Below are 22,346 nucleotides of genomic sequence, written 5' to 3'. Positions count from 1 at the left end.
GAGCCCTCAGAGGAACCCGTGCCCGAGCACGGGCGAAGACTCCACGGGTCCGGATCGGACACGATCTTCCTTTCGATAGTGGTCGTCCATAACCGTAACGATGCTGGTGGCATCTATGTTTCCGCAGTGACTCTCCGCTGGTTCCGCGTACTTTTCCGTAGGAAATCCTTGGCGGAGCGTCTTCACTGGCGAGGGTTGGACGTAGCGTTTATGACAAACCGAGGGGAAGAAGGCGAAGTGTCTGAGGACGACCGGACGCGGGCTTACCGCTCGCCAGGCGACGGCCGCCCGCTGCCACCGCGGCCCGGTGACGGCCTGCGCTCTGGAGGAGCGCCCGCGCACCGGATCCCGCCCGGAGGGCCAACGCCGCCAGGAGGGCAGGGCCCCGTGCCTGCGGCGGGGGCGCCCACCCAGAAGCTTCCCACCGCCGCCCCAGAGGGCCCTGCGGAGGCTCCGCCGCGCAGGGGGTCCTCCAGGGTCTACGGGCGCGAGCGGGCCGGCGAGAGCCCGGTCAGGCCGCTTCGCTCGCGGTCCGGTGGTCCCGCCGAGCCGCGGCCTCCCAAGGGGCCGCCCAAGGGGCCGCGTAAGAAGATCTCCGGCAAGGCGATCCTGTCGATCACCGCCGGGTTCCTGGTGCTGCTGCTCGTCGCCGGGGTGGGGTTGTTCTTCTGGGTCAACTCGCGGCTGACGGGCATCGAAGGGGTGCTCGACGAGTACGAGGGGCGGCCCGCCGACACGCCTGGCACCAACTGGCTGCTCGTCGGCTCAGACAGCCGCAAGGGTCTGACCGCCGCTCAGCGGAAGAAGCTCGCCACCGGGCGGGCCGCGGGGCAGCGTACGGACTCGATGATGCTGCTGCACATCCCCGAGGGGAGCGACGCGCCCACGCTGGTCAGCCTGCCGCGCGACTCCGCGATCACCATCCCGGGCAGGGGGCGCGACAAGCTCAACTCCGCCTACGCCTTCGGCGGGCCCAAGCTGCTCGTCCGCACGGTCGAGAACGCCACCGGCGTGCACATCGACCACTACATGGAGATCGGCTTCGCCGGGTTCGTGGACATCGTGGACGCCGTGGGCGGGGTCGAGATCAACGTACGGGCCGCCGTCAACGACCCCAAGGCAGGGCTCAAGCTGAAGAAGGGCACCCAGGTGCTCACCGGCTCACAGGCGCTCGGCTACGTACGCACCCGCAAGGGCGGCGCGCTGCCCGACTTCGAGCGGACCAAGCGGCAGCGGCAGTTCCTCAGCGCGGTCGTGAAGAAGGCGGCGAGCCCCGGGGTGCTGCTCAACCCGTTCACCGCGATCCCGCTGGCCGCGAGCGCCACCGACGCGGTCGAGGTCGACTCGAGCACCGGGGCGTTCAACATGCTGTCGCTGGGGCTCGCCATGGGCGACAGCCCGGTGACGACGGTGGTGCCGTTCGGCGGCACCGAGCGCGTGGCCAGCGGTGACGCGGTGAAGTGGGACAGGACGAAGGCGCTCGCGCTGTTCAACGCGCTGAAGGAGGACAAGCCGGTGCCCAAGGACGTCGTGGACGCCGGCTGACGGGCCTCACGTCACGGTGGTGACCACGACGGCGGCGTTCATGTCGGCGATGGCGCGGGCCACCGCGTCCGCCACCCAGTCGCCCTTGGCGAGCTCCTTGACGCGGGCCTTGCCGGCGTCGGGGAACGCCTTGCGGTCGAGCCCGGCCGCCTTGGCCAGCGCGATCAGGGCGGTCGTGCGGGGGTCGGGGGTGGCGCCTGCGAGCACGGCCGTCATCCGCTCCCTGATGTCGGCCTCGACGGCGGAGTCCAGCTCGGGCCAGCGGGTGACCGTGAAGATGCCGAGCGCCTTGGTGCGCTCTCTGGCCAGCACGCCGGTGTTGGCCAGGCGGGTGAGCAGGCGGTCGCGCAGGTCGTCCGTCTGCAGCTTGCGCACCCACCACTCCGGGGTGCGCGCCTTGTCGTTCGCGATGCGTTCCAGCGCGGCGTCCAGCTCCCGGTCGCCGACCGGGTCGGGCGTGGCGACGGCCAGCTTCTTGCCGTCCTTGGTGACGCGGCCGGCCAACGCCAGCTCGGCCAGGATGCCGCCGGAGAGCGCCAGGTCGAGCGTGGCCGCGTTGATGAGGAGCTTGCCCTTGTCCTCGCTGAGTGCCAGGAGGAGGAGCTCTTCTGCGATCGTCACGGTCATGCACTTGACCCTAACGACCCGATGGCTCCCGTTCTGGGGACAGTTCCGTGCGGGCCGTACTCTGGGGGCATGCCCGAACTTCCCGAAGTCGAGTCGCTCACCCACTTCCTGCGTGAGCGGGCCGTGGGCCGCGCGATCGCGGGGATCGACGTGGTGGCCATCCAGGCGCTCAAGACGTTCGACCCACCCGTCACCTCGCTCGGCGGGCTGACCGTCACCGGTGTGAGCAGGCACGGCAAGTTCCTCGACCTCGACTGCGACGGGCTGCATCTGATCATCCACCTGGCCCGCGCCGGGTGGCTGCGCTGGCGCGACGACCTGTCGGGGGCCAAGCCGGTGCGGCCGGGGAAGGGGCCGCTGGCCGTACGCGTGCGGCTGGCGCCCGACGACGAGGGGCTGGCGCCCGGGTTCGAGCTGACGGAGGCGGGGACGCAGAAGCGCCTCGCCGTCTATGTCACGAAAAATCCGGACGAGGTGCCCGGCATCGCCGCCCTCGGCCCCGACCCGATGGCCGAATCGTTCACCGTCGAGGCGCTCAAGCGCATCGTGGGCGGCAAGCGCACCCAGATCAAGGGCCTGCTGCGCGACCAGAAGGTGATCGCCGGCATCGGCAACGCCTACTCCGACGAGGTGCTGCACGCCGCCAAGATGTCGCCCTTCAAGATCGCCGCGACGTTGACCGACGCGCAGCTCGCCGACCTGCACGAGGCCATCGTGACCACGCTGCGCGACGCGGTCGAGCGCGCGCACGGGCTCGCGGCCAAGGATCTCAAGGCGGAGAAGAAGTCGGGGCTGCGGGTGCACAACCGTGCGGGGCAGCCGTGCGACGTGTGCGGCGACACGATCAGGGAGGTCTCGTTCGCCGACTCCTCGCTGCAGTACTGCCCGACCTGCCAGACCGGCGGCAAGCCGCTGGCCGACCGCCGCCTGTCCAAGCTGCTCAAGTAGGTGCGGGCGTCCGGTGCACGGCTTCGGGCACGCCATGATGGAGTCATGACCGTTCCTGAGATCGAGGCCAGTGCCGTGCCCGCAGACGCTTACCTGCTCGACGTCCGCGAGCAGGACGAATGGCTGGCGGGCCACGCGCCGCAGGCCGTCCACATCCCCATGACGCAGATCCAGGGCCGGGTGGAGGAGGTCCCCGGCGACCGCACGGTCTATGTCGTCTGCCGGGTGGGCGGCCGGTCGCTGCAGGTCGCCGCGTGGCTCAACCAGCTCGGACGCGAGGCGGTCAACGTCGGCGGCGGCATGCAGTCGTGGGAGGCCGCGCAGAAGCCGATGGTCAGCGAGACGGGCCAGGAGCCTTTTGTGGCGTAAGTCGCCCACTATGGCGATTTGACCCTCTCTAAGGCAAGATAAGGGCGCAAACTACAGATCGTCGCGGGAGCTCGGGGTCGCCGGGCTGAGAGGGCAGCAATGCATCCGCTGCCGACCGCCTGAACCTGTCCGGGTAATGCCGGCGTAGGGAGTGTGCGATGTCGCACGGCGTCGAAGAAGTTCCGCTGACCCTCGAAGGCGAGGCGCCCAAGACCCTGGGCGTGCTCGATCAGGGCGCGCTCTGGGCCAACCTCGGGGTCAGCCTCCTCGGCTTCTCCGGAGCGCTGCTGCTGCTCGACCCGCTGGGCAATGCGCCGCTCACCCTCGCGGCGGCGCTGGTCGCCACCGTGGTGGGCAGCCTGATCGGCACCGCCATGGTGGGCCTGTCGGCCATCCCGGGCACGCGCACCGGCAAGCCGGCCATGGTGCTGCTGCGCGGGCTGTTCGGGGCCAGGATCTCCTACGTCCCGACCTTGCTGAACATCATCCAGATGATCGGCTGGGGCGCCTTCGAGCTGTGGGTGATCGCCAAGGGGGCCGGCGCGATCTTCCCGTCGGTGCCGTACCAGGTGTGGGTGCTCGTCGCGGGCGTCCTGACGGCGGCGCTGACCGTCTGGCCGCTCGGCTCGATCCGGCTGCTGCGCCGCTACGTCACCGTCGGCGTCATCGTGGCGATGGTCTGGTTCGCGGTGTTCTTCCTGCGCGAGGCCCCCTCACCCGAGGGCGGGAGCTGGACGGCCTTCCCCGCCGCCGTCGACTACGTGATCGCGCTGTCGGTGTCGTGGGTGCCGATGGCGGCCGACTTCGCCCGCCACTCGCGGTCGGGACGCGCCGCGTTCACCGGCGTGGTCGGCGGCTACACGCTGGCCCAGGTGGCCTGCCTGGGGCTCGGCGTCTACGCGGTGGCCCTGGCGGGCGCCGACGGCGTGCTGGCCGACGCGACGTCGGTGTTCACGCCGTTCGTGGCGGTGCCGCTGGGCGCGCTGTTCTTCGGCATCCTGGTGCTGCGCGAGACCGACCAGTCCTTCGCCAACGTCTACTCCACCACCATGTCGCTGCAGAACCTGATGCCGCGGGTGGACCGCCGGATCCTCTCGACCGCCATCGGCGTGGTGACGGTCGTGATCGCGCTCTTCGCGGACGTCAACTCCTACGGCGTGTTCCTCGGCGTGATCGGCGCCGTGTTCGTGCCGATGTTCGCGGTGCTCGCGGTCGACTACTTCGTGCTGCGCCGCGGCGAGGGCTGGAACACCGCCGAGGACGCACCGTCGCGCTGGTCGATGCTGGTGCCCTGGGCGCTGGGCTTCGCCGCGTACTGGCTGACCACCTCGACGCCGACCTTCCCGCAGTGGGACGCGCTCTGGACGGGCGTGCGCGAGGCGCTCGGCTTCGTGCGTCAGTCGTGGATGAACGGCGCGCTCGGCGGCGCCTTGGTGGCGGCGCTGGTGACGCTGCTCATCGGGCTCATCCAGCGGTCGCGCGCTGCTCGACGTTGAGCAGGTGCTGCTTGGCGGCGGCGCCGCCGGCGTAGTCGCCGAGCCCGCCGTCCTCGCGCAGGACCCGGTGGCAGGGCACGATCACGCAGACTGGGTTGGAGGCCAGCGCGTTGCCGATCGCCCGCAGCGCGCGCGGCCTGCCGATGCTCTCGCCGATCTCCTCCAGCGTCGTGGTCGTGCCGTAGGGGACCGCCATGGTCTTCTGCAGCACCGTACGGGCGAACGGCGTCGCCAGCGTCAGGTCGACCGGCGTGGCGAACGTCCGCAGCCGCCCCGAGAAGTAAGCGTCGAGCTCTCTGCGCACCGGGTCGAGCCGCCGCGCGTCGGGCCCGATGAACCGCCCCACGTGCCGGGTGATCAGCTCGAACACGTCGTTTTCCGCCTCGAAGCTGCACGCCGCGATGCCTTTGCCGGTCACCGCCAGCACCATCCTGCCCACCGCGCCGTCGTAGGTGCCGAACGCGATGTCGGGTGGTGTCTCACCCCGATAGGTGCTGGAGGTCACCCGCAGCAGGGCATCGAGATCGTTGCTCGACATACCCCTCACCCTCCCACCTGCCGGGAATCACCGTGACCGCAGCGTATCGGACGGATCGCCCGACGCACCCACCGCGCCACGTGCACTATGGAGTAGTGGGGGACGAATGGGCCGGTAGTGACGATGAGATCGCTCGTGCGGCGCTCGCCAGCTCGCCCAACGCCATCGTGGCGCTCGACCGCGACCAGAGCGTGCTGGTGTGGAACGCCGCCGCCGAGCGCATGTTCGGCTGGAGCGCCGACGAGCTGCTCGGCCGCCGGGCCCCGATCGTGCCGGACGAGCTGGGCGCCGAGCACAACGCGGTGCTGGAGCGCGTACGTACGGGAGAGCCCGTGTCGCTGCGCACCAAGCGCCTCCACGCCGACGGCCGGGTGCTCGACCTGCGGGTGGACATCAGCGCCCTGCGCCTCGGCAGCGCCGTCGCCGGTTACGTGTGCGCCTACCACCCGGCCAGGGCCGACGAGATGGCCGAGCACCGCATGGCGCGCCGCGCCCGGCTGGTCGCCCGCCTCACCGACGTCGTGGGGGACATCAACTCCGACCTTGAGCTGTCGGCCGTGCTCGACCGCATCTCGGCCAGCCTGACCGAGCTGACCGGGGCGGACGCGGGCGGGTTCGTGCTCATCGAAGGCGAGCGGCTGCGGCTGGTCAGCACGTACGAGCTGCCGGAGGCGATCAGGGGCACCACCACCGACCTGCGGACGAGCCTGGTGGACAAGCTCTTACGCACCGGCAAGACCGTGATGCTGGAGTCCCACGGGCTCGACGACCTGGTGTGGGCCAAGCTCAAGGGCCTGCACACGATCGCGCTGGGGCTCGCCGCGGTGGGCGGGCGGCCGTACGGCGCTCTCTATGCCCTGTTCGCCCGCCGCAACCCAGGACACCTGGAGCTGGAGCTGCTGGAGCTGCTGGCCGGGCACGCCGGCATCGCGGTCGGCAACGCGGTCGCCTACCAGGAGGCGGTGCGGCAGCGGGCGCACGAGCGGGCCGTGTTCGACGCCAGCGCCGACGGCATCGCCGTGCTCGACCAGGACGGCCTCGTGGTGCGCTGGAACCCGGCCGCCGCCGAGCTGACCGCGCTGCCCGCCGAGTCCGTGATCGGCGGCCCGCCGCCATTCCCGCTGCCCAAGGCCGGCGAGAAGGGCACCTTCCAGCTCGACAACGGGCGCTGGCTCGACGTGGTGAGCGCGCAGATCGAGGAGACCGGCGAGGTGGTCGTCGACTTCCGCGACGTGACCGCCGCCAAGGAGCTGGAGGAGGCCAAGGACCTGTTCCTCGCCACGACCAGCCACGAGCTGCGCACGCCGATCACCATCGTGCGGGGCTTCGCCAGCACGCTCGACTCGCGCTGGGACGACATGAGCGACCCCGCGCGCCGCTCGGCCGTGCACACGATCGCCGAGCGCGCGAGGTCGCTGGGCGTGCTCATGGACCACCTGCTGCTCGGCGCGCGGGCCGGCGCCGACGAGCTCAAGGTGCGCATCGAGGAGTTCGACCTGGGGGAGCGCATCGTGGCGGCCACGCTGGGGCTGCCCGAGCTGTCGGACCGGCACCGGGTCGAGGTGGACGTGCCCGAAGGGCTGCCGTACGTGCTGGGCGACGCGCTGGCCACCGACATCCTGCTCGGGCAGCTGCTGGAGAACGCGTTCAAGTACTCGCCCAAGGGCGGGCTGATCAGCGTGGCGGCCTGGCCGGAGGACGACAACGTGGTCGTCGTCGTGGACGACGAGGGAGTCGGAATCGCCCCGCCTGACCGTGAGCGGGTTTTTGAACGCTTCGTCCAGGTGGACAGCGGCGACCGGAGACGGTTTGGTGGAGTGGGGCTCGGTCTCTACATCGTCCGCAGTCTCGCCAGGGCACAGGGAGGAGATGTCAGCGCTCATTCGCGACCAGGAGGAGGCACCAGAATGCGGCTCGTATTGAGGGGCTCTTCCACTATCGGATCCGACACACCGATGCGGTAACGAGGTGGTCACGGTTGCGCTGATCTATCTTCCAATGTGTACAAGCTGTGATCGAGATGCGGTTTCTGGGATCGAGTAACGGGGCATTTCGGTCGTACCGGGGAGTGTTCCCGCGGGGGGCACAGGGAACGGGGAGGTGGGTGTGTCAAGCGTGGTGCTGCTGCCGTACGCGCCGTCCAGCGTTGCCGTCGCCCGCCAGCGTCTGAGCACTGATCTGCAGGACAGTGGGGTCTTCACCGCGGCCATCGACGATGCCGTGCTCGTCGTGAGCGAGCTTCTGAGCAACGCGCTGCGGCACGCTCATCCGCTGCCGTCGGGCATGGTGCGGGTGGCGTGGCTGCGCAGCGACGATCACATCGAGGTGGCGGTCAGCGACGGGGGCGCCGCGACCGAGCCCCGTGCGGGCCGGCCGACGCTGTCCTCGCTCGGGGGCCGGGGGCTCGGCATCGTGGAATATGTCGCCGAGAGCTGGGGGGTGCGGCACGACGGCGACACGACGACCGTGTGGGCGATTCTGCCCGCGCCAAGCAAAAGTGTGAACGGGCAGGTCGCGGCCCTCAGAGAGGCCGGCTAGCCAGCACGGCGCGCTCGCTCACGGCCCACGCCGTCGAGACGAGCAGATAGAGGCCGGCGGCCAGCGGCAGCACGAGCGCGGCCAGCGCCGAGCCGTACGGCAGCAGCCGCATGATCCGCTTCATGGCCTCCGGCTGCTCCTCGGCGACCTTGATCTGCCGGGCCGAGAGCCACGCCACCGCTGTGACCAGGGCGATGACCAATACAAAGACCAAAACCGGGGTGCTGACCAGACCGAAATGGGCGACCACGCCGGCCGCCTGCTCCCCCAGCGGCGTCCCGAACAACGTGTGCCCCGCGAGCGCGGTCGGATGCGTGGCCACCCGGTACATCAGCCACAGGAACGGCAACTGGGCCAGCATCGGCATGATCCCGGCAAACGGTGACGTGCCCTCCTTGGCGTAGAGAGCACTCAGCTCCTTGCTCAGGCGTTCAGGGTTGCGGCCATGGCGCTCACGCAGCGCGCGGAGCTTGGGGGCGAGCCGTTCGCGGATCTTCGCCGTACGGGCCTGGCGGACGTTCAGCGGCAGCAGCAGAAGGCGTACGGCGAGGGTGAACAGCACGATGCCGAGGGCGGCACTGCCGCCGGAGACGTGAATGACGAACGTGACGAGAGAATCGATCATGAGCCCTGTTCCCTGCTAGAGAGGCGTGATGACGACGGGCTCGCTCGTCATGGCCGAGGGAGCCCCGCTTCGACGGGGGCTCGTAAGGAAGCCCCGCGTCCAGGAAAAGCGGGGCGCGCTAAGGGGCGCGGGGACGCGGCCGCCCGGCCGCGTCGGGGTCGCGCAGCCGCTGGAAGGCCGTGCGGCGCGCGTAGGACAGCGGGAAGCCCACCGGCTCCCCGAGAAGGACGGGCAGCAGCGTGGCCGCCCACGTGGCCAGCAGCAGGATCGCCATCATGGTGATCCCCACCAGCCACGGGTCGAACAGCAGCTGCATCAGCTGGAGCGGGACGTCTTACCGACGACGGTGACCGCGACGAACACGACCAGGGCGATCACACCGATGATCAAGGCAAGCTTGATCAGACCCACCAGCATCGGCAGGATGAAGGTGAAAAGCACGAAGAGACCCAGCAAGGTCCCCAGAACGAGCATCACGACTTTACCCATGCGCCCACCGTACGTCCTCGGGGCATGATCCGCGACCCTTACGAAGCCATGACGTACCGGCCGGTTCCGGGCGGCGGGGCCGTACCGTGAAGACGTGAACACGCGCATCCTGGTGGTGGACGACGATCCCACGGTGTCCGAGGTCGTGGCGCGCTATCTGGAGCGCGACGGGCACGAGGTGGAGTGCGTCGGCGACGGCGCCGAGGCGCTGCGCAGGGCCCTCGCCCATCCGCCCGACCTCATGGTCCTCGACCTCATGCTGCCCAAGATCGACGGCCTCCAGGTGTGCCGGCGGCTGCGGGAGCGCTGGCCGGTGCCCGTGATCATGCTGACCGCGCTCGGCGAGGAGATCGACCGGGTCGTCGGTCTCGAGACCGGCGCCGACGACTACGTGACCAAGCCGTTCAGCCCCCGCGAGCTGGCGCTGCGCGTCCAGTCGGTGCTGCGGCGGGCGCGCGGGGCCTCCGTCACCGGCGGCACCGGCGTGCTGCGCGACGGCGACCTGCTGGTGGACGTCGGAGCCCACGAGGTACGCCTGCGCGGCGAGGAGGTGCTGCTGACCGCCCGCGAGTTCGACCTGCTCGCCTACCTCATGCGCAACCCGCGCCAGGCCTTCAGCCGCTCCGCGCTGCTCAACCAGGTCTGGGGATGGTCGTTCGGCGACTCGTCCACGGTGACCGTCCACGTACGGCGGCTGCGGGAGAAGATCGAGCCCGACCCGACGGAACCGCGCAGGATCGTCACGGTGTGGGGGGTCGGCTACCGCTACGAGCCCCTGGACGGCCTCTGATGCCGCGCCCCGGCGACCTGCCCATGGTCATGGCCGTCACGGCCGGGCTCGGGCTGCTCATCGCGCTGGCGGGCGTCTGGCTGATGGGGCGGCTGCGCACGCGGTCGATCGGCGTGGCCATGGCCGTCGTCGTGGTGGTCGCGGTGGCGGCCACGCTGGCGGGCGTGGTGGCCATCATCAACAAGATGATCATCGAGGGGCCCACCAAGGACTTCGTGCTCAGCGTGGTGGCCGTCGGGGGGCTCGTGGGGTTGGGAGTGGCGTTCGTGCTGGCCAGGCGGGTCGTCCAGGAGAGCAGGCGGTTGGTGGCCGCCGTACGCGACCTGCCGTTCGTCGCGCCGACCGGGCTCCCGGCCGAGCTGCAGACGATCGCCAACACCCTGGAGGAGGCGTACGCGCGGGAGCAGGCCCTGGAAGGGGCGCGGCGCGAGCTGGTGGCGTGGGTGAGCCACGACCTGCGTACGCCGCTGGCCGGCATGCGGGCCATGGCCGAGGCGCTCGAGGACGGCGTGGTGACCGACCCCGAGACGGTCACCCGCTACCACGGGCAGATCAAGCTGGAGGTGGAGCGGCTGTCGGCGATGGTGGACGACCTGTTCGAGCTGTCCCGCATCCACGCGGGGGCGCTGCGGCTGTCACGCTCGCGGATCGGGCTCGCCGACCTGGTCGCCGACACGCTGGCCGGGGCCGAGCCGCTCGCCAGGGCCAAGGGGGTGATGCTCACCGCCGAGGCCGCCGCGGCCGTGCCCGTGGAGGCCGACGCGGGGGCTCTGGGGCGGGCGCTGCGCAACCTCGTGGTCAACGCCATCCGGCACACGCCGTCCGACCGGCCCGTGGTGCTCAGGGCCGCGGTCGAGCAGGGGATGGCCTGTCTGTCGGTCACCGACTGCTGCGGGGGGATCCCCGAGGAGGATCTGCCCCGGGTGTTCGAGGTCGCCTTCCGGGGGGAGGCCGCGCGGACGCCCAGCGCGGACGGCGGAGCCGGGCTGGGGCTGGCCATCGCGCAGGGGATCGTGGAGGCGCACGACGGGGAGATCGGCGTGGTCAACGACGGGCCGGGGTGCCGGTTCGAGATCCGGCTGCCGCTCGGAGAATCGAAGTGATTCTCTTGCCTGCTTCGCTTCGCTGGCATCTGCCGAGCCGGAACCTGGTCTTACGCCGCCTCCACAGGCGTTCAGCGTCTCCGGGGAACTGCCCGGCGACGTGAAACCAGGCCGCCCGCTCGCCTCGCGCGCGGCCGACAGATGCTCGAAACCGAACCTGGCGCATCTTCCCCTCTCGTGCCCGCTGCCAAGCGATCTGGTAGTGCACGCTGTTCGGCCGGGCCCAGCGGGAAAGCCTCACACGGCGACGGTCGCAGGGAAGAACTGATGCGAGCTGATCATTCCGCTGACAGCTGACAACCCTTGGTCGGCGAGATTTTGGCGTGCGGGTCTGTCAGGGGCCTTCTGCGGCCTCCCGGCCGAACGACTCCGACATCGCCCGAAACGTCGGGCAGGGCCAGCGCCACATGCAGCTCCTGCAGCGCAGGATCGGATGTGCCGCGTCGCTCGTGATGCCCCCCGCGTCGCGCGGCTGGTGGAGGTCGAGCAACCTCAGCCCGAGCTCCGAGAACCTGAGCAACTCCGTACGCGCCCCCGCCAGGAACTCCAGGTCCTCGATCGCGAGGCGGGTGCGGATGGGGACGTAGCCCTCATGGTTCACCAGGGCGCGCAGGTGACCTGCTTCTTCATGCCATGACGTCGCCTTCTCCGTGGTGATGAGGATGGTCTCCAGGCGTTCGCGGAGGCCCTGACGCTGCGGATCTTCGGGTTCGTCTGCGTTCATCGATCCGGGGCTCCTCGGTCGTGCCCCAGCCCTTCCTTCTCCGTGAGGCGGTGGCGGTTCCGGTGTCACGCTGTCAAGCTTCGCGTACTCTCCGTTTTCATGGAGCCCAAACGGAGGACAAAAACCTGTGGTTGCCCTATCGGCGTGACAACGTGACCGGAAGCCTCAGCGCCGCTAGCCTGCCCATGTGGAGCTCAAGGTCTCGACTCGATCACATGCCGGGTGCGCACTCGTTGCCGTCACCGGGGAAATCGACCTCTATACGGCGCCTCACCTGCAGTCCGAGTTCACTCGGCTGCTGCAGGAAGGGCCTAGCCGGGTGGTCATCGACATGTCCGCCGTGGATTTCTGCGACTCCACGGGGATGAACGTCCTGCTCTCGGCGCTCAAGCGGATGAAAGAGCAGGGAGGGACGCTGGAGGTGGCCGCGCCGCGTCCCGCCGTACGCAAGATTCTGCAGGTCACCGGGCTCGACTCGGTGTTCACCGTGCACGAAGAGGTGCCGCAGGAGTTCCTCATCACCGAGGGATCATGAGGCAACGCGATCGCGGCTGCGCCGCGCTTGAAGGAGGTGCGGCTCGATGAGCGCTGACACGGCGGTCGTCATCCCGGCCGCCAACGAGGCCGACCGCATCGCCGCCACCGTCAAGGCCGCCGCGGCCCTGCCGGGCGTCGATCTCGTCGTGGTCGTCGACGACGGCTCGCACGACCAGACCGGCAGGGTCGCCCGCGCGGCCGGCGCGCGGGTCGTCCGGCACAGCCGCAACCGGGGCAAGGCCGCCGCCATGGAGACGGGGGCCGAGGCCGTACGCCTCCTCGACGAGGACGACGCCCCCCGCCACCTGCTGTTCCTCGACGCCGACCTGGGCGAAACCGCTCAGACCGCCGCGCCTCTCATCGAGCCCGTACGCGCGGGCGAGGCCGACATGACCATCGCCGTCTTCTCCACCAGGGTGAAGCTGGGCGGCCACGGGTTAGTGGTCCGCCTGTCCAAAGAGGGCATCCGCCGCGCCACCGGCTTCGACGCCACCCAGCCGCTCAACGGCCAGCGCTGCCTGACCAGGGCGGCCTTCGAGGCGGCGCGCCCGCTGGCGCACGGGTTCGGAGTGGAGACGGCGCTGACGATCGACCTGCTGCGCAAGGGGTTCCGCGTCAAGGAGGTCGAGGTCGACATGGCCCACCGGGCCACCGGCACCGACTTTCGCGCCCAGCTCCACCGGGCGCGGCAGCTCCGGGACGTGGCGCGGGCGCTGGCGGTACGGGAGCCGGTGGTCGTACAAAATCTGGACAAACTTCGTCCCAAGCGCTGAACCGGCGAACCCCCTAAACTGACCGCCCATGACCGACACAGACGAGCAGGGCCGTCCTGAGCCTCCCCTCGCCGCCGACGAGCTCGGCACGCTCGTGGGCTACCTGGAGTTCCACCGGGCGACGTTCGCGTGGAAGTGTGCCGGCCTCGACGCCGCCGGGCTGAAGGCCACCGTGGGGGCGTCGGCGATGACGCTCGGGGGCATGCTGAAGCATCTGGCGTACGTCGAGGACCACTGGTTCTCCCGCATGCTGCACGACCGGCCCGGCCAGCCGCTGTGGACCACGGTCGACTGGAAGGCGGACCAGGACTGGGACTGGCACTCGGCGTCCGCCGACTCCCCGGAGGACCTGCACGCGCTGTGGCAGGACGCGGTCACCCGCTCCCGCCACCTCCTGGACGAGGCCCTGGCCGCCGGCGGCCTCGACCAGCCGGCCAGGCGCGCGTGGCCGGACGGCCGCGAGCCCAGCCTGCGGTGGATCCTCGTGCACATGATCGAGGAGTACTCCCGCCACAACGGCCACGCGGACCTCATCCGCGAGTCGGTGGACGGCCTCACCGGCGAATGATTTTCGCTCGGGGTGGCTAGAGGGCGCTCTGTGGCACGGTCCGGCAGCGCGTTCGCTTGAGCTTCGAGCGCGGGCTGACCGGCCTTCGGCTTGCCGGTGGATTCGACCCAAGCGTGCAGCAGCCTGTGGGCTGGTGGACGGAGAGGTCGGCGGGTTGTCCACAGGCCGGGGTGATTCGCTGCGGTTGTCCACAGGAGGGGCTGAGCGGGCCGGATCCCTTCCGCGGGTGTGCTGGAATCTTCCGGTGACTTCGGAAGCGCGGCGCAAACAGGGACGAGGCCGGTTGGCCGGGCCGGCCATGGTGGCGATCGTCGCCTCGATCCTGCTGACCATCACCATCGGCCTCCTGGGCCCGTCCGCGATGGTCCCCGCGCTCACCGGCCCCGCCTGGCAGCCGCCCTACTCCCTGGCGGCGCACCCCGGCCCCTACCTCATCATCGCCCTGGCAGCCGCAACCCTGCTCCTGGGCGGCCTGGGCCTCCTGGCCGCCCTCCTCGCGACAAGCCGCCCCGGCTCCCCTCCGCCCACCACCCGCGACAACCCCGACTCCACCCGCGACGGCTCCGGCTCCACCCGCGACGGCTCCGGCTCCACCCCCTACGGCTCCGACACCACCCCTACGGTCGCTCCAGACGGCCCCGGCGCCATCCCCACGGCCACTCCGGACGCCCCCGACCATGGCTCGGGGGGTGCCGCTTTCCGCAGGCCCTCTCCCGCCCCGCTCAACCGGCTCGGAGGAGTGCTCCTCAATGCCAGGGCTCTGGTGCTCGTCGGGTGTGTCGCCGCCGCCGTGCTGGCGTTCCTGCCGCCCTCCGGGTCCGGGGACCACCTCAACTACGCCGCTTACGGGCGCATGGTCACCTTGGGCGTCGATCCGTACACCCACGGCGCGATCGACCTCCCAGGCGACCCCATCGCCGACGCCGTCGAGGAGCCCTGGCGGGAGGAGCCGAGCGTCTACGGGCCGGTCGCCACGGCCGTGCAGGCGGTGGCGAGCTGGATCGGCGGTGACTCGCTCAGGCTGACGATGTTCGTCCTGGCGCTGTTCAACGCCGCCGCGTTCATCGTGACGGGGCTGCTCGTCGACCGCTTCACCCGGCACGACCCCCGCAGGCGCCTGAGGGCGGCCCTGCTGTGGACGGCCAACCCGCTGCTTCTCTATCACCTCGTCGCCGGCATGCACGTCGACACCCTCGCCATCGCCTGCATGGTCGCCTCCCTGCTGGCCAGGGGGCGTCCCATGGGCTCAGGTGTCCTGCTCGGGCTGGGGGTGGCGATCAAGGTGAACGCCGGTCTCGTCGCCCTCGGCCCCGCCTGGGAGTTGCGCCGCCGGCCCGGCCGCCTGGCGCTCATGGCGGGGTGCGCGGTCGCGGTGGTGGTCGTCGGGTACGCCGTCGTCGGGTTCGACGCCCTCGCGCCGATCACCCGTACGAGCAAGTCGATCTCCCATGCCTCGTTCTGGAAGCTCGTCCAGGGCTGGCTGCAGGCCGTCGTGGGGACGGGGAGCGCTTACCGGGGGGCCATCCAGGTCGGGTCGCTGCTGGTGCTCGTGCTCATCGCGTGGTCGTTGCTCCGCCTGGCCGTACGTGCCGGGTGGTCGAGCGGCGGTGGGGCGCTCTCCAGCCAACCTGGCGCGCTTTCCGGGCATGCCTCTTCGGTGGCGTCCGGGGGGTTGGATGCGCCGGTGGTCGCCATGGCGTTGGTGGTGGCCTACCTGTTCGCGACGCCGTACATCCTGCCCTGGTACGACGGGCTGGCGCTCGGGATGCTGGCGCTGGTGGGGGCGTCCGCGCTGGACGGGCTCGTGGTCGCGCATCTGCTGGTGCTGTCGCTGGCGTACCTGCCGGCCAGGGTCGAGGGGCAGCCCGACGACCTCGAGTGGCTGCGTACGGTGGTCAGACCTCAGCTCGGCTGGGCGCTGCTGGCTCTGACGGTGGCGCTGGTGGTGTGGGCGTGGCGAGCTGCAGGGCGCGAACGCAGGCGGCAAGCGTCAGCGGCACCGCGACGGTCAGGGCCATAGCGGGGATGGCGATGCCCGAGTCGTTCATGAGGAAGCCGATGAGGGCGCAGGCGAGCGCGCCGAACAGGCCCGCTCTGAGCGTGGGGGTCAGCCCGTACGCGAGGCCGAGCGCGGCCACGCCCCAGCGTGAGGGACGGGCCAGCACGAAGAACAGGAAGGCCAGCGCCACCAGCGAGAGGAGGGTCAGCGACCAGTTGCCGACCGTGACGCCGATCATCGCGCCGAACTTGCGTCCGATGATCGTCCACGCCTCGCCGTCGATGATCTGCTGGACGAAGGTGCCGAGGTGGGTGCGCTCGGACTCCGGACGCAGCCAGTCCACCACGGACAGGGCGCCCACGAGCACCGCCCCCGCCAGCCCGACCAGCACCAGCAGCAGCGGCGACACCCGCCGGCCGGAGAGGAGGATCAGGAAGACCGCCAGACCGACCACGAACGCCGGCACGCCCCCGAAGTCCGCACCCCAGGCCGGCCATCCGTCCGCGAACACCGCGAACCCCCCGTACACCGCACACAGCGTCACCACCACGGCCTTCGGCACGCCCTTGCCGAGCAGCCAGTGGGCGATCCCGGCCAGGGCGAGGATGGTGCCGGTGGCGTAGATGGCGAAGGCGATGTTGCTGAAGCCGTAGAACCGTCCGCCGGTCACGGGCTCGTACCCGCCGACGGCGTTCACCTGGAGCGTCGAGCCGGTCATGACGTCGAGGAGGAGGGCCAGCGAGGTGACGGCGGCGACGACCGTCAGCGGGCCGAGCACGTGCGCACGCCAGGGGCCGGCGAACGCCACGGCGGTGATGAGCCCGGCGATGCCCACGATCGTCACGATCACCGACACCATCGGCACCGGCAACGTCCACCAGGGCACGAGCTGCGCCAGAAACGTCGAAACGGTGATCGCCCCACTGACCACAGCCACGACCTGCACGGACTTGAGCACGAGAGACCCGCTCGCCGGCTCGCCGGCCGAGTGGGCGGCGGCCAACTGGCCCGGGGCGGCCACGTGCGCGGGGGCGCCGCCGCCTGGGGTCGGCCGGCCCGGGGTTGCCGGTTGTGCTGGGGTGCCGGCCGGGGTCGCCTGTTCAGCCGGGGGCTGGGTGGCCGGTGGTTGGTCTGTGAGGGCGTCGGTCTGGGCGGCTTGTGCGGATGTGGCGGTTGCCCCCGGGGGTGCTTCTCCTTCGAGGGCTGTGGCGGTGGGCTGGTGGTCTGTGGGCCGAGGCTGGGTGGTGGGGGGTGTTCGTGTGCTTTCTGCACCCGACCGCTGGGCTTTCCGGGTGGGGTGGCGGTGGCGGAGGGTCAGGGCGGCGAAGGCGTAGAAGAGGAGTTGGGCTATGACCAGGACGGTGAAGAACGGGCCGCGGACCTCACGCAACACCTGGCTGGCCAGGTCTTCGTCGGCCAGTTCCGTCGCCACGTCGGCGGGGGTCGCGGGAGGTTGGCCGCCGGCCTGCCAGGGGCGGCCGACCACTTCTCGGGGTGGGGTCAGGCCCAGGACGTCGATGGCCGTCGCGGTGAGGTCGCTGATCGTGACCAGGGCGTCCTGGCGAGTGGAGGTGGCGGTCAAGTAGCCGTGGGGGTAGGCGGGGCCGGTCGGTGCAGGGCCGGTGGCGATGGCCACGTGGAGGTGGGCGTTCGGGGTGACGTCGGAGACGCCGGCCAGCAGGATCGTCGTGTCGGGAGGGAGCCGGGTGAGCAGGGCGCCGATGCGCCCGTCGGCTTCGGCGACGGCCTTCTCGCGGGCCGCCGCGGGAAGGGCGGTGGGGATGCCGTAGTCGTCCACGGGCTGTTGTGACCAGGCCGTTGCCAGGCCGGCGGCTTCCAGGACGATCAGGTGGTACGGGGTGGGGTCGCCCAGGGCGGAAGGAGTGGGGGCGTATTTGGCGATATTTCCGGACTTGTCGGCGGCGGCCAACGCGGCGCCCGGACCTATGGCGGCCACCTTGCCGCCGCCGTCCGTGACGATCTGGCCCAGGGTGCCGAGGCGGGCGTTGTACCCGGTCTCCGACTGGTGGGCGGTCAGGGCGTCCCAGCCCGGGATGGTGGCGCCCTCGCCGCTCTGCTGAGGGGCGGGTGGTGCGGGGCAGCCCTCGTCCGGTGTCCCGGCTCGCTGGCCTGCCGAGACGGTCAGCCAGCCCGCGGTGGGGCAGGTGATGCCGCGCCCGGGGGGCGGCACGGTGCGCGTCGAGAGGGAGGCCGACGAGCCCTCGGACATGAGGCGCCACAGGTTGGGGGTGCGCGTCTGGTCGAGGTCGCTCCACTCCAGCCCAGGGACGCCGATCAGAGCCACTCGGCCTTGGAGGGCGTTCGCGGTGCCGCCCGTGGGGGTGGCCGTCGCCGGGGCGCTCGTGCCGCCGGTCGCGGTGGTGGCTCGCCCGCCCGGGGCGGCAGGACGAGCGCTGCCGATCAGAGGGTCATCGGGCAGGGCGGTTTCTCGGTGAAGGCTCGAGGTGGGGTGAGCCGTGGCCGCTGTGGCGGGGGCGGTCCAGAGGAGCGGGACGGACAGGGCCAAGAGGGTCGTCAGGAGGCGGCGGCGCCGCCGCTTTTCGCGCCGGACCGGGCACGCCATGGCGTTCGGCATGTACGGACCCCCAGTAGTCTGCCCCTCGACCAAACAACAGCCACGGTAACGTGCCACACCGTGACAAGTGGCGAGGTACGGGTGAGACGGCGGCAGTGGTGGGCCTGGGTGATCGCGGCCCTGCTCGTCGCGGCGGCCGCGGCGCCGCTGGTGTACGAGTGGCTCACCAACCCCGACGACCAACGCCTGGTCGACCTGGACGTTTACCGTACCGGCGGGCAGATGCTGCTCGACGGCCGCCCGGTGTACGACTACTTCACGCCGGCCCCGCAACTGCTGCCGTTCACCTACCCGCCGGTCGCGGCGATGCTGGCGGTGGGGCTGGCCGGGATGTCGTGGGAGACGGCGCAGTGGGTGTGGACGGCCGGGATCTTCGTGGCGCTGGCGGTGACGGTCGGGTTCTCGTTCCGGCCCTTGCTGGTCAGGGAGTCGCTGCGTAAATACGCGCCGTGGGTGTTCGCGCTGCTCATGGTCCTATGCACGTACCTGATGCCGATCAGGGACCAGGTCAGGTTCGGGCAGGTGGACATCCTGCTGGTCGCCTTGTGCGTGGCCGACTGTGTCGCGCGGCGGCCGTGGTGGCCCAGGGGGTTCCTGATCGGGCTGGCGACGGCGGTGAAGCTGACGCCGGGCGTCTTCCTGATCTACCTGCTGATCACCAAGCAGTGGCGGACGTTCTTCATGGCCTCCTTCGCGGCGGCGGTGCTGACGCTGCTGCCGTTCGCGGTGATCCCGCAGGACGCGGCCGACTTCTGGTTCTCCGCGCTGCTCGACCCTGAACGCCTCGGCGCGAACGCGGCCACCACCAACCAGTCGATCCGCGGGATGCTGATCAGGCTCTACTGGCCGGACGCGCTGACCTCGGTGCTCTGGCTGGCGATCGTGGCGGCGGTCGGCTGGTACGGCTTCCGCGGGGCGCGGGACGCGTACCGGAACGATGATCACGTGACGGCGGTCGCGCTGGTCGGGCTGATGGCCGTGCTGCTGTCGCCCGTCGCCTGGATCCACCACCTGGCCTGGGTGGTCGTGGTGCTCGCCGCGATCGCCGGCGACGGCCGCGATCCGGTACGGCTGCGCGTGGCGGCCGGAGTGTGGCTGTACTACGTGGTGCCGGTGCCATGGTGGGGGGTGTCGCTCAAGGCGGCGGACATCCCGGGCGTCAGCGTGGTGCTGGGGAAGATCGTCCAGAACGGGTTCGGGCTCGGCGCGCTGGCCCTGGTGTGGTTGCTGGTGCATTGGCTGCCGAAACGGCGGCAGCTCGCTTGACTTTCCCGTTACCCTTCGTGTCGTGCTCGTTACCATCTGGGTGATCGTGGGCGCCGTGGCAGGCGTCAGTGGCGTGCTGGTCGGTTATTCGGCGCTGCGGCAGGCCAGGGCCACGGTCGAAGACTGCCGGCGGCTGCTCGCCCGGCAGCTCGGCGAGGGCCGCGGCGATCTCAAGGCCATCAGGGACGTCGCCGTGTGCCGGTATGACGCGCTGTCGGAGATGACGGGGCGGCTGTCGTTCTCGGTGGCGATGATCAACGGGCTGGGCGACGGCATCGTGCTGACGTCCATCAACGGGCGCAGCGAGACCCGTACGTACGTGCGCCCCGTGGTCGGCGGCAAGGGGCAGGAGCCGCTGTCGCCCGAGGAGGAAGAGGCCGTGCGCGCGGCCAGGCTCGGGTTGGGGCCCCTGGTGGCGGGGCCGGTGCCGGGGACGTTCTAGCAGGTGATCCACGCCGGAGACGAGCCATCGGAGTAAACGGCCGCGAGGCCGCCCACCTGCGGATACCCTGGACGCATGCCCAGACTCGCCTATCTCGGACCGGAAGGCACCTTCACCGAAGAGGCCCTGCGGCTCCTCGATCCCACGGCAGACCGGCTGCCCTGCGCCAACGTGAGCGCCGCGCTCAACGCCGCGCGCTCCGGCGACGCCGACGGCGCCGTCGTGCCGCTGGAGAACTCGATCGAGGGCGCGATCACCACGACGCTCGACGAGTTCGCGTGGGGCGAGCCGCTGGTGATCAACGCCGAGCTGCTGCTGCCGGTGCAGTTCTCGCTGCTGGCGCGGCCGGGCACCGAGATCCCCCACATCAAGCGGGTCTACACGCATCCCGCGGCCATCACCCAGTGCCGCGCGTTCGTCGCGCGTGAGCTGCCCGACGCCGTCGTGGTGTCCGCCCCCTCGACGGCGGCCGCGGCGCAGGAGGTGGCGCTGCCAGGGTCGCCGTACGACGCGGCCATCGCCGCCCGCATCGCGGGCGAGCATTACGGGCTGGTCGAGCTGGCCTCCGGCATCGGCGACAGGTCCGACACGGTGACCAGGTTCGTCAAGGTCGCGCGGCCTGGGCCGCTGCCGCCGGCCACCGGGTCCGACCGCACCACGCTGGTGGTCTTCCTGGCCGACGACCACCCGGGCGCGCTGCTGGAGATGCTGACCGAGTTCTCGGTGCGCGGGGTCAACCTGACCCGCATCGAGTCCAGGCCCACCGGCGACGGCATCGGCCGCTACTTCTTCCACTTCGACTTCGAGGGCCACATCGCCGACGCGCGGGTGGGCGACGCCATCGCCGGCCTGCACCGCATCTGCGGCGAGGTGCGCTTCCTCGGCAGCTACCCGCGCGCCGACGGGCTGGTGCCCCAGATCAAGCGCGGCACCTCCGACTCCGACTTCGCCGAGGCCGCCGAGTGGCTGGCCAAGGTGCGCGCGGGCGAGATCTGACCTGGCGTGCCGTGCGGCCCGCCGGCGGGGCGCGGTGCGGGTCGTCGGCGGGTTTTCCGGGTGTCGGGGATAACGAGGGGCAGCGGGGGTCCGTACGCCGGTAGCCTTTCCTTGTGATTGACCTGCGTACCCTTCGTGAGGACCCCGACCGGCTACGGGCGTCGCAGCGTGCCCGCGGTGAGGACGACTCTGTCGTCGACACGCTGCTCGACCTCGACGAGCGCCGCCGATCCGCGCTGACCTCGTTCGAGTCTCTGCGCGCGGAGCAGAAGAGCATGGGCAAGTCGGTCTCCAAGGCGCAGGGCGAGGAGAAGGCCGCGCTGCTCCAGCGGGCCAAAGACCTCGCGAGCCAGGTCAAGGCCGCCGAGGCCGAGGCGGAAAAGCTGGGCGCCGAGCTCGACGGCGTGCTCCAGACGGTGCCCAACATCGTCGAGGAGGGCGCCCCGGCCGGCGGCGAGGACGACTACGTCGTGCTCGAGACGCACGGCGAGCCCCGGAAGTTCGACTTCGAGCCGAAGGACCACCTGGCCCTGGGCGAGGCGCTCGGCGCGATCGACATGGAGCGCGGCGCCAAGGTGTCGGGCGCCAGGTTCTTCTTCCTCAAGGGCGTCGGGGCGCGGCTGCAGCTCGGCCTGCTCAACATGGCGATGCAGCAGGCCATTGAGGCCGGGTTCACGCCGATGATCACGCCGGTGCTCGTCAAGCCCGAGACCATGCAGGGCACGGGCTTCCACGTGGCCCACGACAAGGAGATCTACCGGCTGCCCGACGACGACCTCTACCTCGTCGGCACCTCCGAGGTGTCGCTGGCCGGCTACCACGCCCAGGAGATCGTCGGCGGCGACGAGCTGCCGCTGCGCTACGCGGGCTGGTCGTCGTGCTTCCGCCGCGAGGCGGGCTCGTACGGCAAGGACACCAGGGGCATCATCAGGGTGCACCAGTTCGACAAGGTCGAGATGTTCTCGTACGTACGGCCCGAGGACGCCCACGAGGAGCACCTGCGGCTGCTCGCCTGGGAGAAGGAGATGCTGGCCAAGATCGAGGTCCCCTACCGGATCATCGACACGGCGGCCGGCGACCTCGGCATGTCGGCGGCCAGGAAGTTCGACTGCGAGGCCTGGATCCCGACCCAGGGCCGCTACCGCGAGCTGACCTCGACGTCCAACTGCACCGAGTTCCAGGCCCGCAGGCTCGCCGTCCGCTACCGCGACAAGGACGGCAAGCCGCAGCACCTGGCCACGCTCAACGGCACGCTGGCCACGACCCGCTGGATCGTGGCCATCCTGGAGAACCACCAGCAGGCCGACGGCTCCGTGGTGGTTCCCGCGGCGCTGCGGCCGTACGTCGGGCTCGATGTCCTGGAGCCCCCCAAGTAGG

22 protein-coding genes, 1 pseudogene and 1 riboswitch are annotated in these 22,346 nt (G+C 70.9%); of the genes and pseudogenes, 16 read left to right on the top strand and 7 right to left on the bottom strand.

Annotated elements, in window-relative coordinates:
* Positions 1–387: 387 nt before the first annotated feature.
* A complete protein-coding gene (locus ACFFR3_RS36260) occupies positions 388–1,545 on the top strand; it encodes an LCP family protein (protein ID WP_364368505.1) in 1,158 nt (385 codons plus the stop codon).
* A gap of 6 nt (positions 1,546–1,551) precedes the next feature.
* On the opposite strand, the gene ACFFR3_RS36255 is transcribed toward ACFFR3_RS36260, so the two are convergent.
* Positions 1,552–2,172 carry a GOLPH3/VPS74 family protein gene (locus tag ACFFR3_RS36255; RefSeq protein WP_345393451.1) on the bottom strand — a complete coding sequence of 207 codons (621 nt, stop codon included), beginning with the start codon at positions 2,170–2,172 and terminating at the stop codon, positions 1,552–1,554.
* A gap of 69 nt (positions 2,173–2,241) precedes the next feature.
* On the opposite strand from ACFFR3_RS36255, the gene ACFFR3_RS36250 reads away from it, so the two are divergent.
* The 3 genes from ACFFR3_RS36250 (at position 2,242) to ACFFR3_RS36240 (ending at position 4,985) form a co-directional block, all read left to right on the top strand.
* Positions 2,242–3,120: an Fpg/Nei family DNA glycosylase gene (locus ACFFR3_RS36250; RefSeq protein WP_364368502.1), complete on the top strand. Its 879-nt coding sequence runs from the start codon at positions 2,242–2,244 to the stop codon at positions 3,118–3,120.
* 45 nt (positions 3,121–3,165) lie between these two features.
* Complete coding sequence (locus tag ACFFR3_RS36245; protein ID WP_345393457.1) at positions 3,166–3,489, top strand: rhodanese-like domain-containing protein; 324 nt, start codon at positions 3,166–3,168, stop codon at positions 3,487–3,489.
* A 53-nt stretch (positions 3,490–3,542) separates the two neighbouring features.
* Positions 3,543–3,657: riboswitch (TPP riboswitch) on the top strand.
* Positions 3,648–4,985 (top strand): purine-cytosine permease family protein, encoded by a 1,338-nt coding sequence (locus tag ACFFR3_RS36240; RefSeq protein WP_364368498.1) that lies wholly within the window; start codon positions 3,648–3,650, stop codon positions 4,983–4,985. It overlaps the preceding riboswitch by 10 nt.
* On the opposite strand, the gene ACFFR3_RS36235 is transcribed toward ACFFR3_RS36240, so the two are convergent.
* On the bottom strand, positions 4,954–5,523 hold the full coding sequence (locus ACFFR3_RS36235) for a methylated-DNA--[protein]-cysteine S-methyltransferase (protein WP_345393466.1): 570 nt from the start codon (positions 5,521–5,523) through the stop codon (positions 4,954–4,956). The two genes, ACFFR3_RS36240 and ACFFR3_RS36235, sit on opposite strands and share 32 nt — an antisense overlap.
* A gap of 95 nt (positions 5,524–5,618) precedes the next feature.
* On the opposite strand from ACFFR3_RS36235, the gene ACFFR3_RS36230 reads away from it, so the two are divergent.
* Positions 5,619–7,487, top strand: coding sequence for a sensor histidine kinase (locus ACFFR3_RS36230; RefSeq protein ID WP_379484607.1), 1,869 nt, complete (start codon positions 5,619–5,621; stop codon positions 7,485–7,487).
* 151 nt (positions 7,488–7,638) lie between these two features.
* Complete coding sequence (locus ACFFR3_RS36225; RefSeq protein WP_364368492.1) at positions 7,639–8,061, top strand: ATP-binding protein; 423 nt, start codon at positions 7,639–7,641, stop codon at positions 8,059–8,061.
* On the opposite strand, the gene ACFFR3_RS36220 is transcribed toward ACFFR3_RS36225, so the two are convergent.
* The 3 genes from ACFFR3_RS36220 to ACFFR3_RS36210 form a co-directional block, all read right to left on the bottom strand.
* Positions 8,045–8,686: a YidC/Oxa1 family membrane protein insertase gene (locus ACFFR3_RS36220; protein WP_345393478.1), complete on the bottom strand. Its 642-nt coding sequence runs from the start codon at positions 8,684–8,686 to the stop codon at positions 8,045–8,047. The two genes, ACFFR3_RS36225 and ACFFR3_RS36220, sit on opposite strands and share 17 nt — an antisense overlap.
* A gap of 118 nt (positions 8,687–8,804) precedes the next feature.
* The gene (locus ACFFR3_RS36215) at positions 8,805–9,002 is read right to left on the bottom strand and encodes a DUF6412 domain-containing protein (protein ID WP_345393481.1); all 198 of its coding nucleotides are present in this window, start codon (positions 9,000–9,002) and stop codon (positions 8,805–8,807) included.
* Complete coding sequence (locus ACFFR3_RS36210; protein ID WP_345393484.1) at positions 9,002–9,175, bottom strand: hypothetical protein; 174 nt, start codon at positions 9,173–9,175, stop codon at positions 9,002–9,004. Before ACFFR3_RS36210 ends, ACFFR3_RS36215 begins: the two co-directional genes overlap by 1 nt.
* Before the next feature lie 94 nt (positions 9,176–9,269).
* Here ACFFR3_RS36210 and ACFFR3_RS36205 point away from each other — a divergent pair, with 94 nt between their 5' ends.
* Positions 9,270–9,965: a response regulator transcription factor gene (locus ACFFR3_RS36205; RefSeq protein WP_355416044.1), complete on the top strand. Its 696-nt coding sequence runs from the start codon at positions 9,270–9,272 to the stop codon at positions 9,963–9,965.
* On the top strand, positions 9,965–11,068 hold the full coding sequence (locus tag ACFFR3_RS36200) for a sensor histidine kinase (protein WP_364368485.1): 1,104 nt from the start codon (positions 9,965–9,967) through the stop codon (positions 11,066–11,068). Before ACFFR3_RS36205 ends, ACFFR3_RS36200 begins: the two co-directional genes overlap by 1 nt.
* Positions 11,069–11,402: 334 nt before the next feature.
* Here ACFFR3_RS36200 and ACFFR3_RS36195 read toward each other — a convergent pair whose 3' ends face one another.
* Positions 11,403–11,792 carry a hypothetical protein gene (locus ACFFR3_RS36195; RefSeq protein ID WP_364368482.1) on the bottom strand — a complete coding sequence of 130 codons (390 nt, stop codon included), beginning with the start codon at positions 11,790–11,792 and terminating at the stop codon, positions 11,403–11,405.
* Positions 11,793–11,979: 187 nt separating this feature from the next.
* Between ACFFR3_RS36195 and ACFFR3_RS36190 the strand changes: the two genes are divergently transcribed.
* From ACFFR3_RS36190 to mptB, 4 genes and pseudogenes are all read left to right on the top strand, one after another.
* Positions 11,980–12,327: an STAS domain-containing protein gene (locus ACFFR3_RS36190; protein WP_345393493.1), complete on the top strand. Its 348-nt coding sequence runs from the start codon at positions 11,980–11,982 to the stop codon at positions 12,325–12,327.
* A 46-nt stretch (positions 12,328–12,373) separates the two neighbouring features.
* Entirely contained in the window at positions 12,374–13,102 is a 729-nt protein-coding gene (locus ACFFR3_RS36185) for a glycosyltransferase family 2 protein (RefSeq protein ID WP_364368479.1), read from the top strand.
* Positions 13,103–13,130: 28 nt separating this feature from the next.
* Entirely contained in the window at positions 13,131–13,670 is a 540-nt protein-coding gene (locus tag ACFFR3_RS36180) for a DinB family protein (RefSeq protein WP_364368476.1), read from the top strand.
* Between the two features lie 298 nt (positions 13,671–13,968).
* Positions 13,969–15,240 (top strand): annotated as a pseudogene (mptB, locus tag ACFFR3_RS36175) (polyprenol phosphomannose-dependent alpha 1,6 mannosyltransferase MptB); the annotation flags it as partial.
* 325 nt (positions 15,241–15,565) lie between these two features.
* Here the strand turns inward: mptB and ACFFR3_RS36170 are convergent.
* Complete coding sequence (locus ACFFR3_RS36170) at positions 15,566–17,974, bottom strand: hypothetical protein (protein WP_379484606.1); 2,409 nt, start codon at positions 17,972–17,974, stop codon at positions 15,566–15,568.
* 351 nt (positions 17,975–18,325) lie between these two features.
* On the opposite strand from ACFFR3_RS36170, the gene ACFFR3_RS36165 reads away from it, so the two are divergent.
* The 4 genes from ACFFR3_RS36165 to serS all read left to right on the top strand — a co-directional run bounded on the left by ACFFR3_RS36165 (position 18,326) and on the right by serS (position 22,345).
* Positions 18,326–19,531, top strand: a complete 1,206-nt coding sequence (locus tag ACFFR3_RS36165; protein WP_364368470.1) for a glycosyltransferase 87 family protein — start codon at positions 18,326–18,328, stop codon at positions 19,529–19,531.
* Between the two features lie 22 nt (positions 19,532–19,553).
* Positions 19,554–19,973, top strand: coding sequence for a DUF4446 family protein (locus ACFFR3_RS36160; protein ID WP_345393520.1), 420 nt, complete (start codon positions 19,554–19,556; stop codon positions 19,971–19,973).
* Positions 19,974–20,048: 75 nt separating this feature from the next.
* Positions 20,049–20,969 (top strand): prephenate dehydratase, encoded by a 921-nt coding sequence (gene pheA / locus ACFFR3_RS36155; RefSeq protein ID WP_364926922.1) that lies wholly within the window; start codon positions 20,049–20,051, stop codon positions 20,967–20,969.
* Positions 20,970–21,082: 113 nt separating this feature from the next.
* Positions 21,083–22,345, top strand: coding sequence for a serine--tRNA ligase (gene serS / locus ACFFR3_RS36150; RefSeq protein WP_379484605.1), 1,263 nt, complete (start codon positions 21,083–21,085; stop codon positions 22,343–22,345).
* The last annotated feature ends 1 nt before the right edge of the window (position 22,346 follow it).

Source organism: Nonomuraea salmonea, from assembly GCF_042428605.1.
Lineage (GTDB): Bacteria > Actinomycetota > Actinomycetes > Streptosporangiales > Streptosporangiaceae > Nonomuraea > Nonomuraea salmonea.
Note: the sequence above shows the minus strand (reverse complement) of the source record. Positions and strands in the feature narration are given on the sequence as shown.

What these genes read in the sequence shown, in the direction of transcription:
- ACFFR3_RS36255 (WP_345393451.1), bottom strand. Translation starts at nt 2,172, where the DNA reads ATGACCGTGACGATCGCAGAAGAGCTCCTCCTCCTGGCACTCAGCGAG.
- ACFFR3_RS36250 (WP_364368502.1), top strand. Translation starts at nt 2,242, where the DNA reads ATGCCCGAACTTCCCGAAGTCGAGTCGCTCACCCACTTCCTGCGTGAG.
- ACFFR3_RS36245 (WP_345393457.1), top strand. Translation starts at nt 3,166, where the DNA reads ATGACCGTTCCTGAGATCGAGGCCAGTGCCGTGCCCGCAGACGCTTAC.
- ACFFR3_RS36240 (WP_364368498.1), top strand. Translation starts at nt 3,648, where the DNA reads ATGTCGCACGGCGTCGAAGAAGTTCCGCTGACCCTCGAAGGCGAGGCG.
- ACFFR3_RS36235 (WP_345393466.1), bottom strand. Translation starts at nt 5,523, where the DNA reads ATGTCGAGCAACGATCTCGATGCCCTGCTGCGGGTGACCTCCAGCACC.
- ACFFR3_RS36220 (WP_345393478.1), bottom strand. Translation starts at nt 8,686, where the DNA reads ATGATCGATTCTCTCGTCACGTTCGTCATTCACGTCTCCGGCGGCAGT.
- ACFFR3_RS36215 (WP_345393481.1), bottom strand. Translation starts at nt 9,002, where the DNA reads ATGCAGCTGCTGTTCGACCCGTGGCTGGTGGGGATCACCATGATGGCG.
- ACFFR3_RS36210 (WP_345393484.1), bottom strand. Translation starts at nt 9,175, where the DNA reads ATGGGTAAAGTCGTGATGCTCGTTCTGGGGACCTTGCTGGGTCTCTTC.
- ACFFR3_RS36200 (WP_364368485.1), top strand. Translation starts at nt 9,965, where the DNA reads ATGCCGCGCCCCGGCGACCTGCCCATGGTCATGGCCGTCACGGCCGGG.
- ACFFR3_RS36195 (WP_364368482.1), bottom strand. Translation starts at nt 11,792, where the DNA reads ATGAACGCAGACGAACCCGAAGATCCGCAGCGTCAGGGCCTCCGCGAA.
- ACFFR3_RS36185 (WP_364368479.1), top strand. Translation starts at nt 12,374, where the DNA reads ATGAGCGCTGACACGGCGGTCGTCATCCCGGCCGCCAACGAGGCCGAC.
- ACFFR3_RS36180 (WP_364368476.1), top strand. Translation starts at nt 13,131, where the DNA reads ATGACCGACACAGACGAGCAGGGCCGTCCTGAGCCTCCCCTCGCCGCC.
- pheA (WP_364926922.1), top strand. Translation starts at nt 20,049, where the DNA reads ATGCCCAGACTCGCCTATCTCGGACCGGAAGGCACCTTCACCGAAGAG.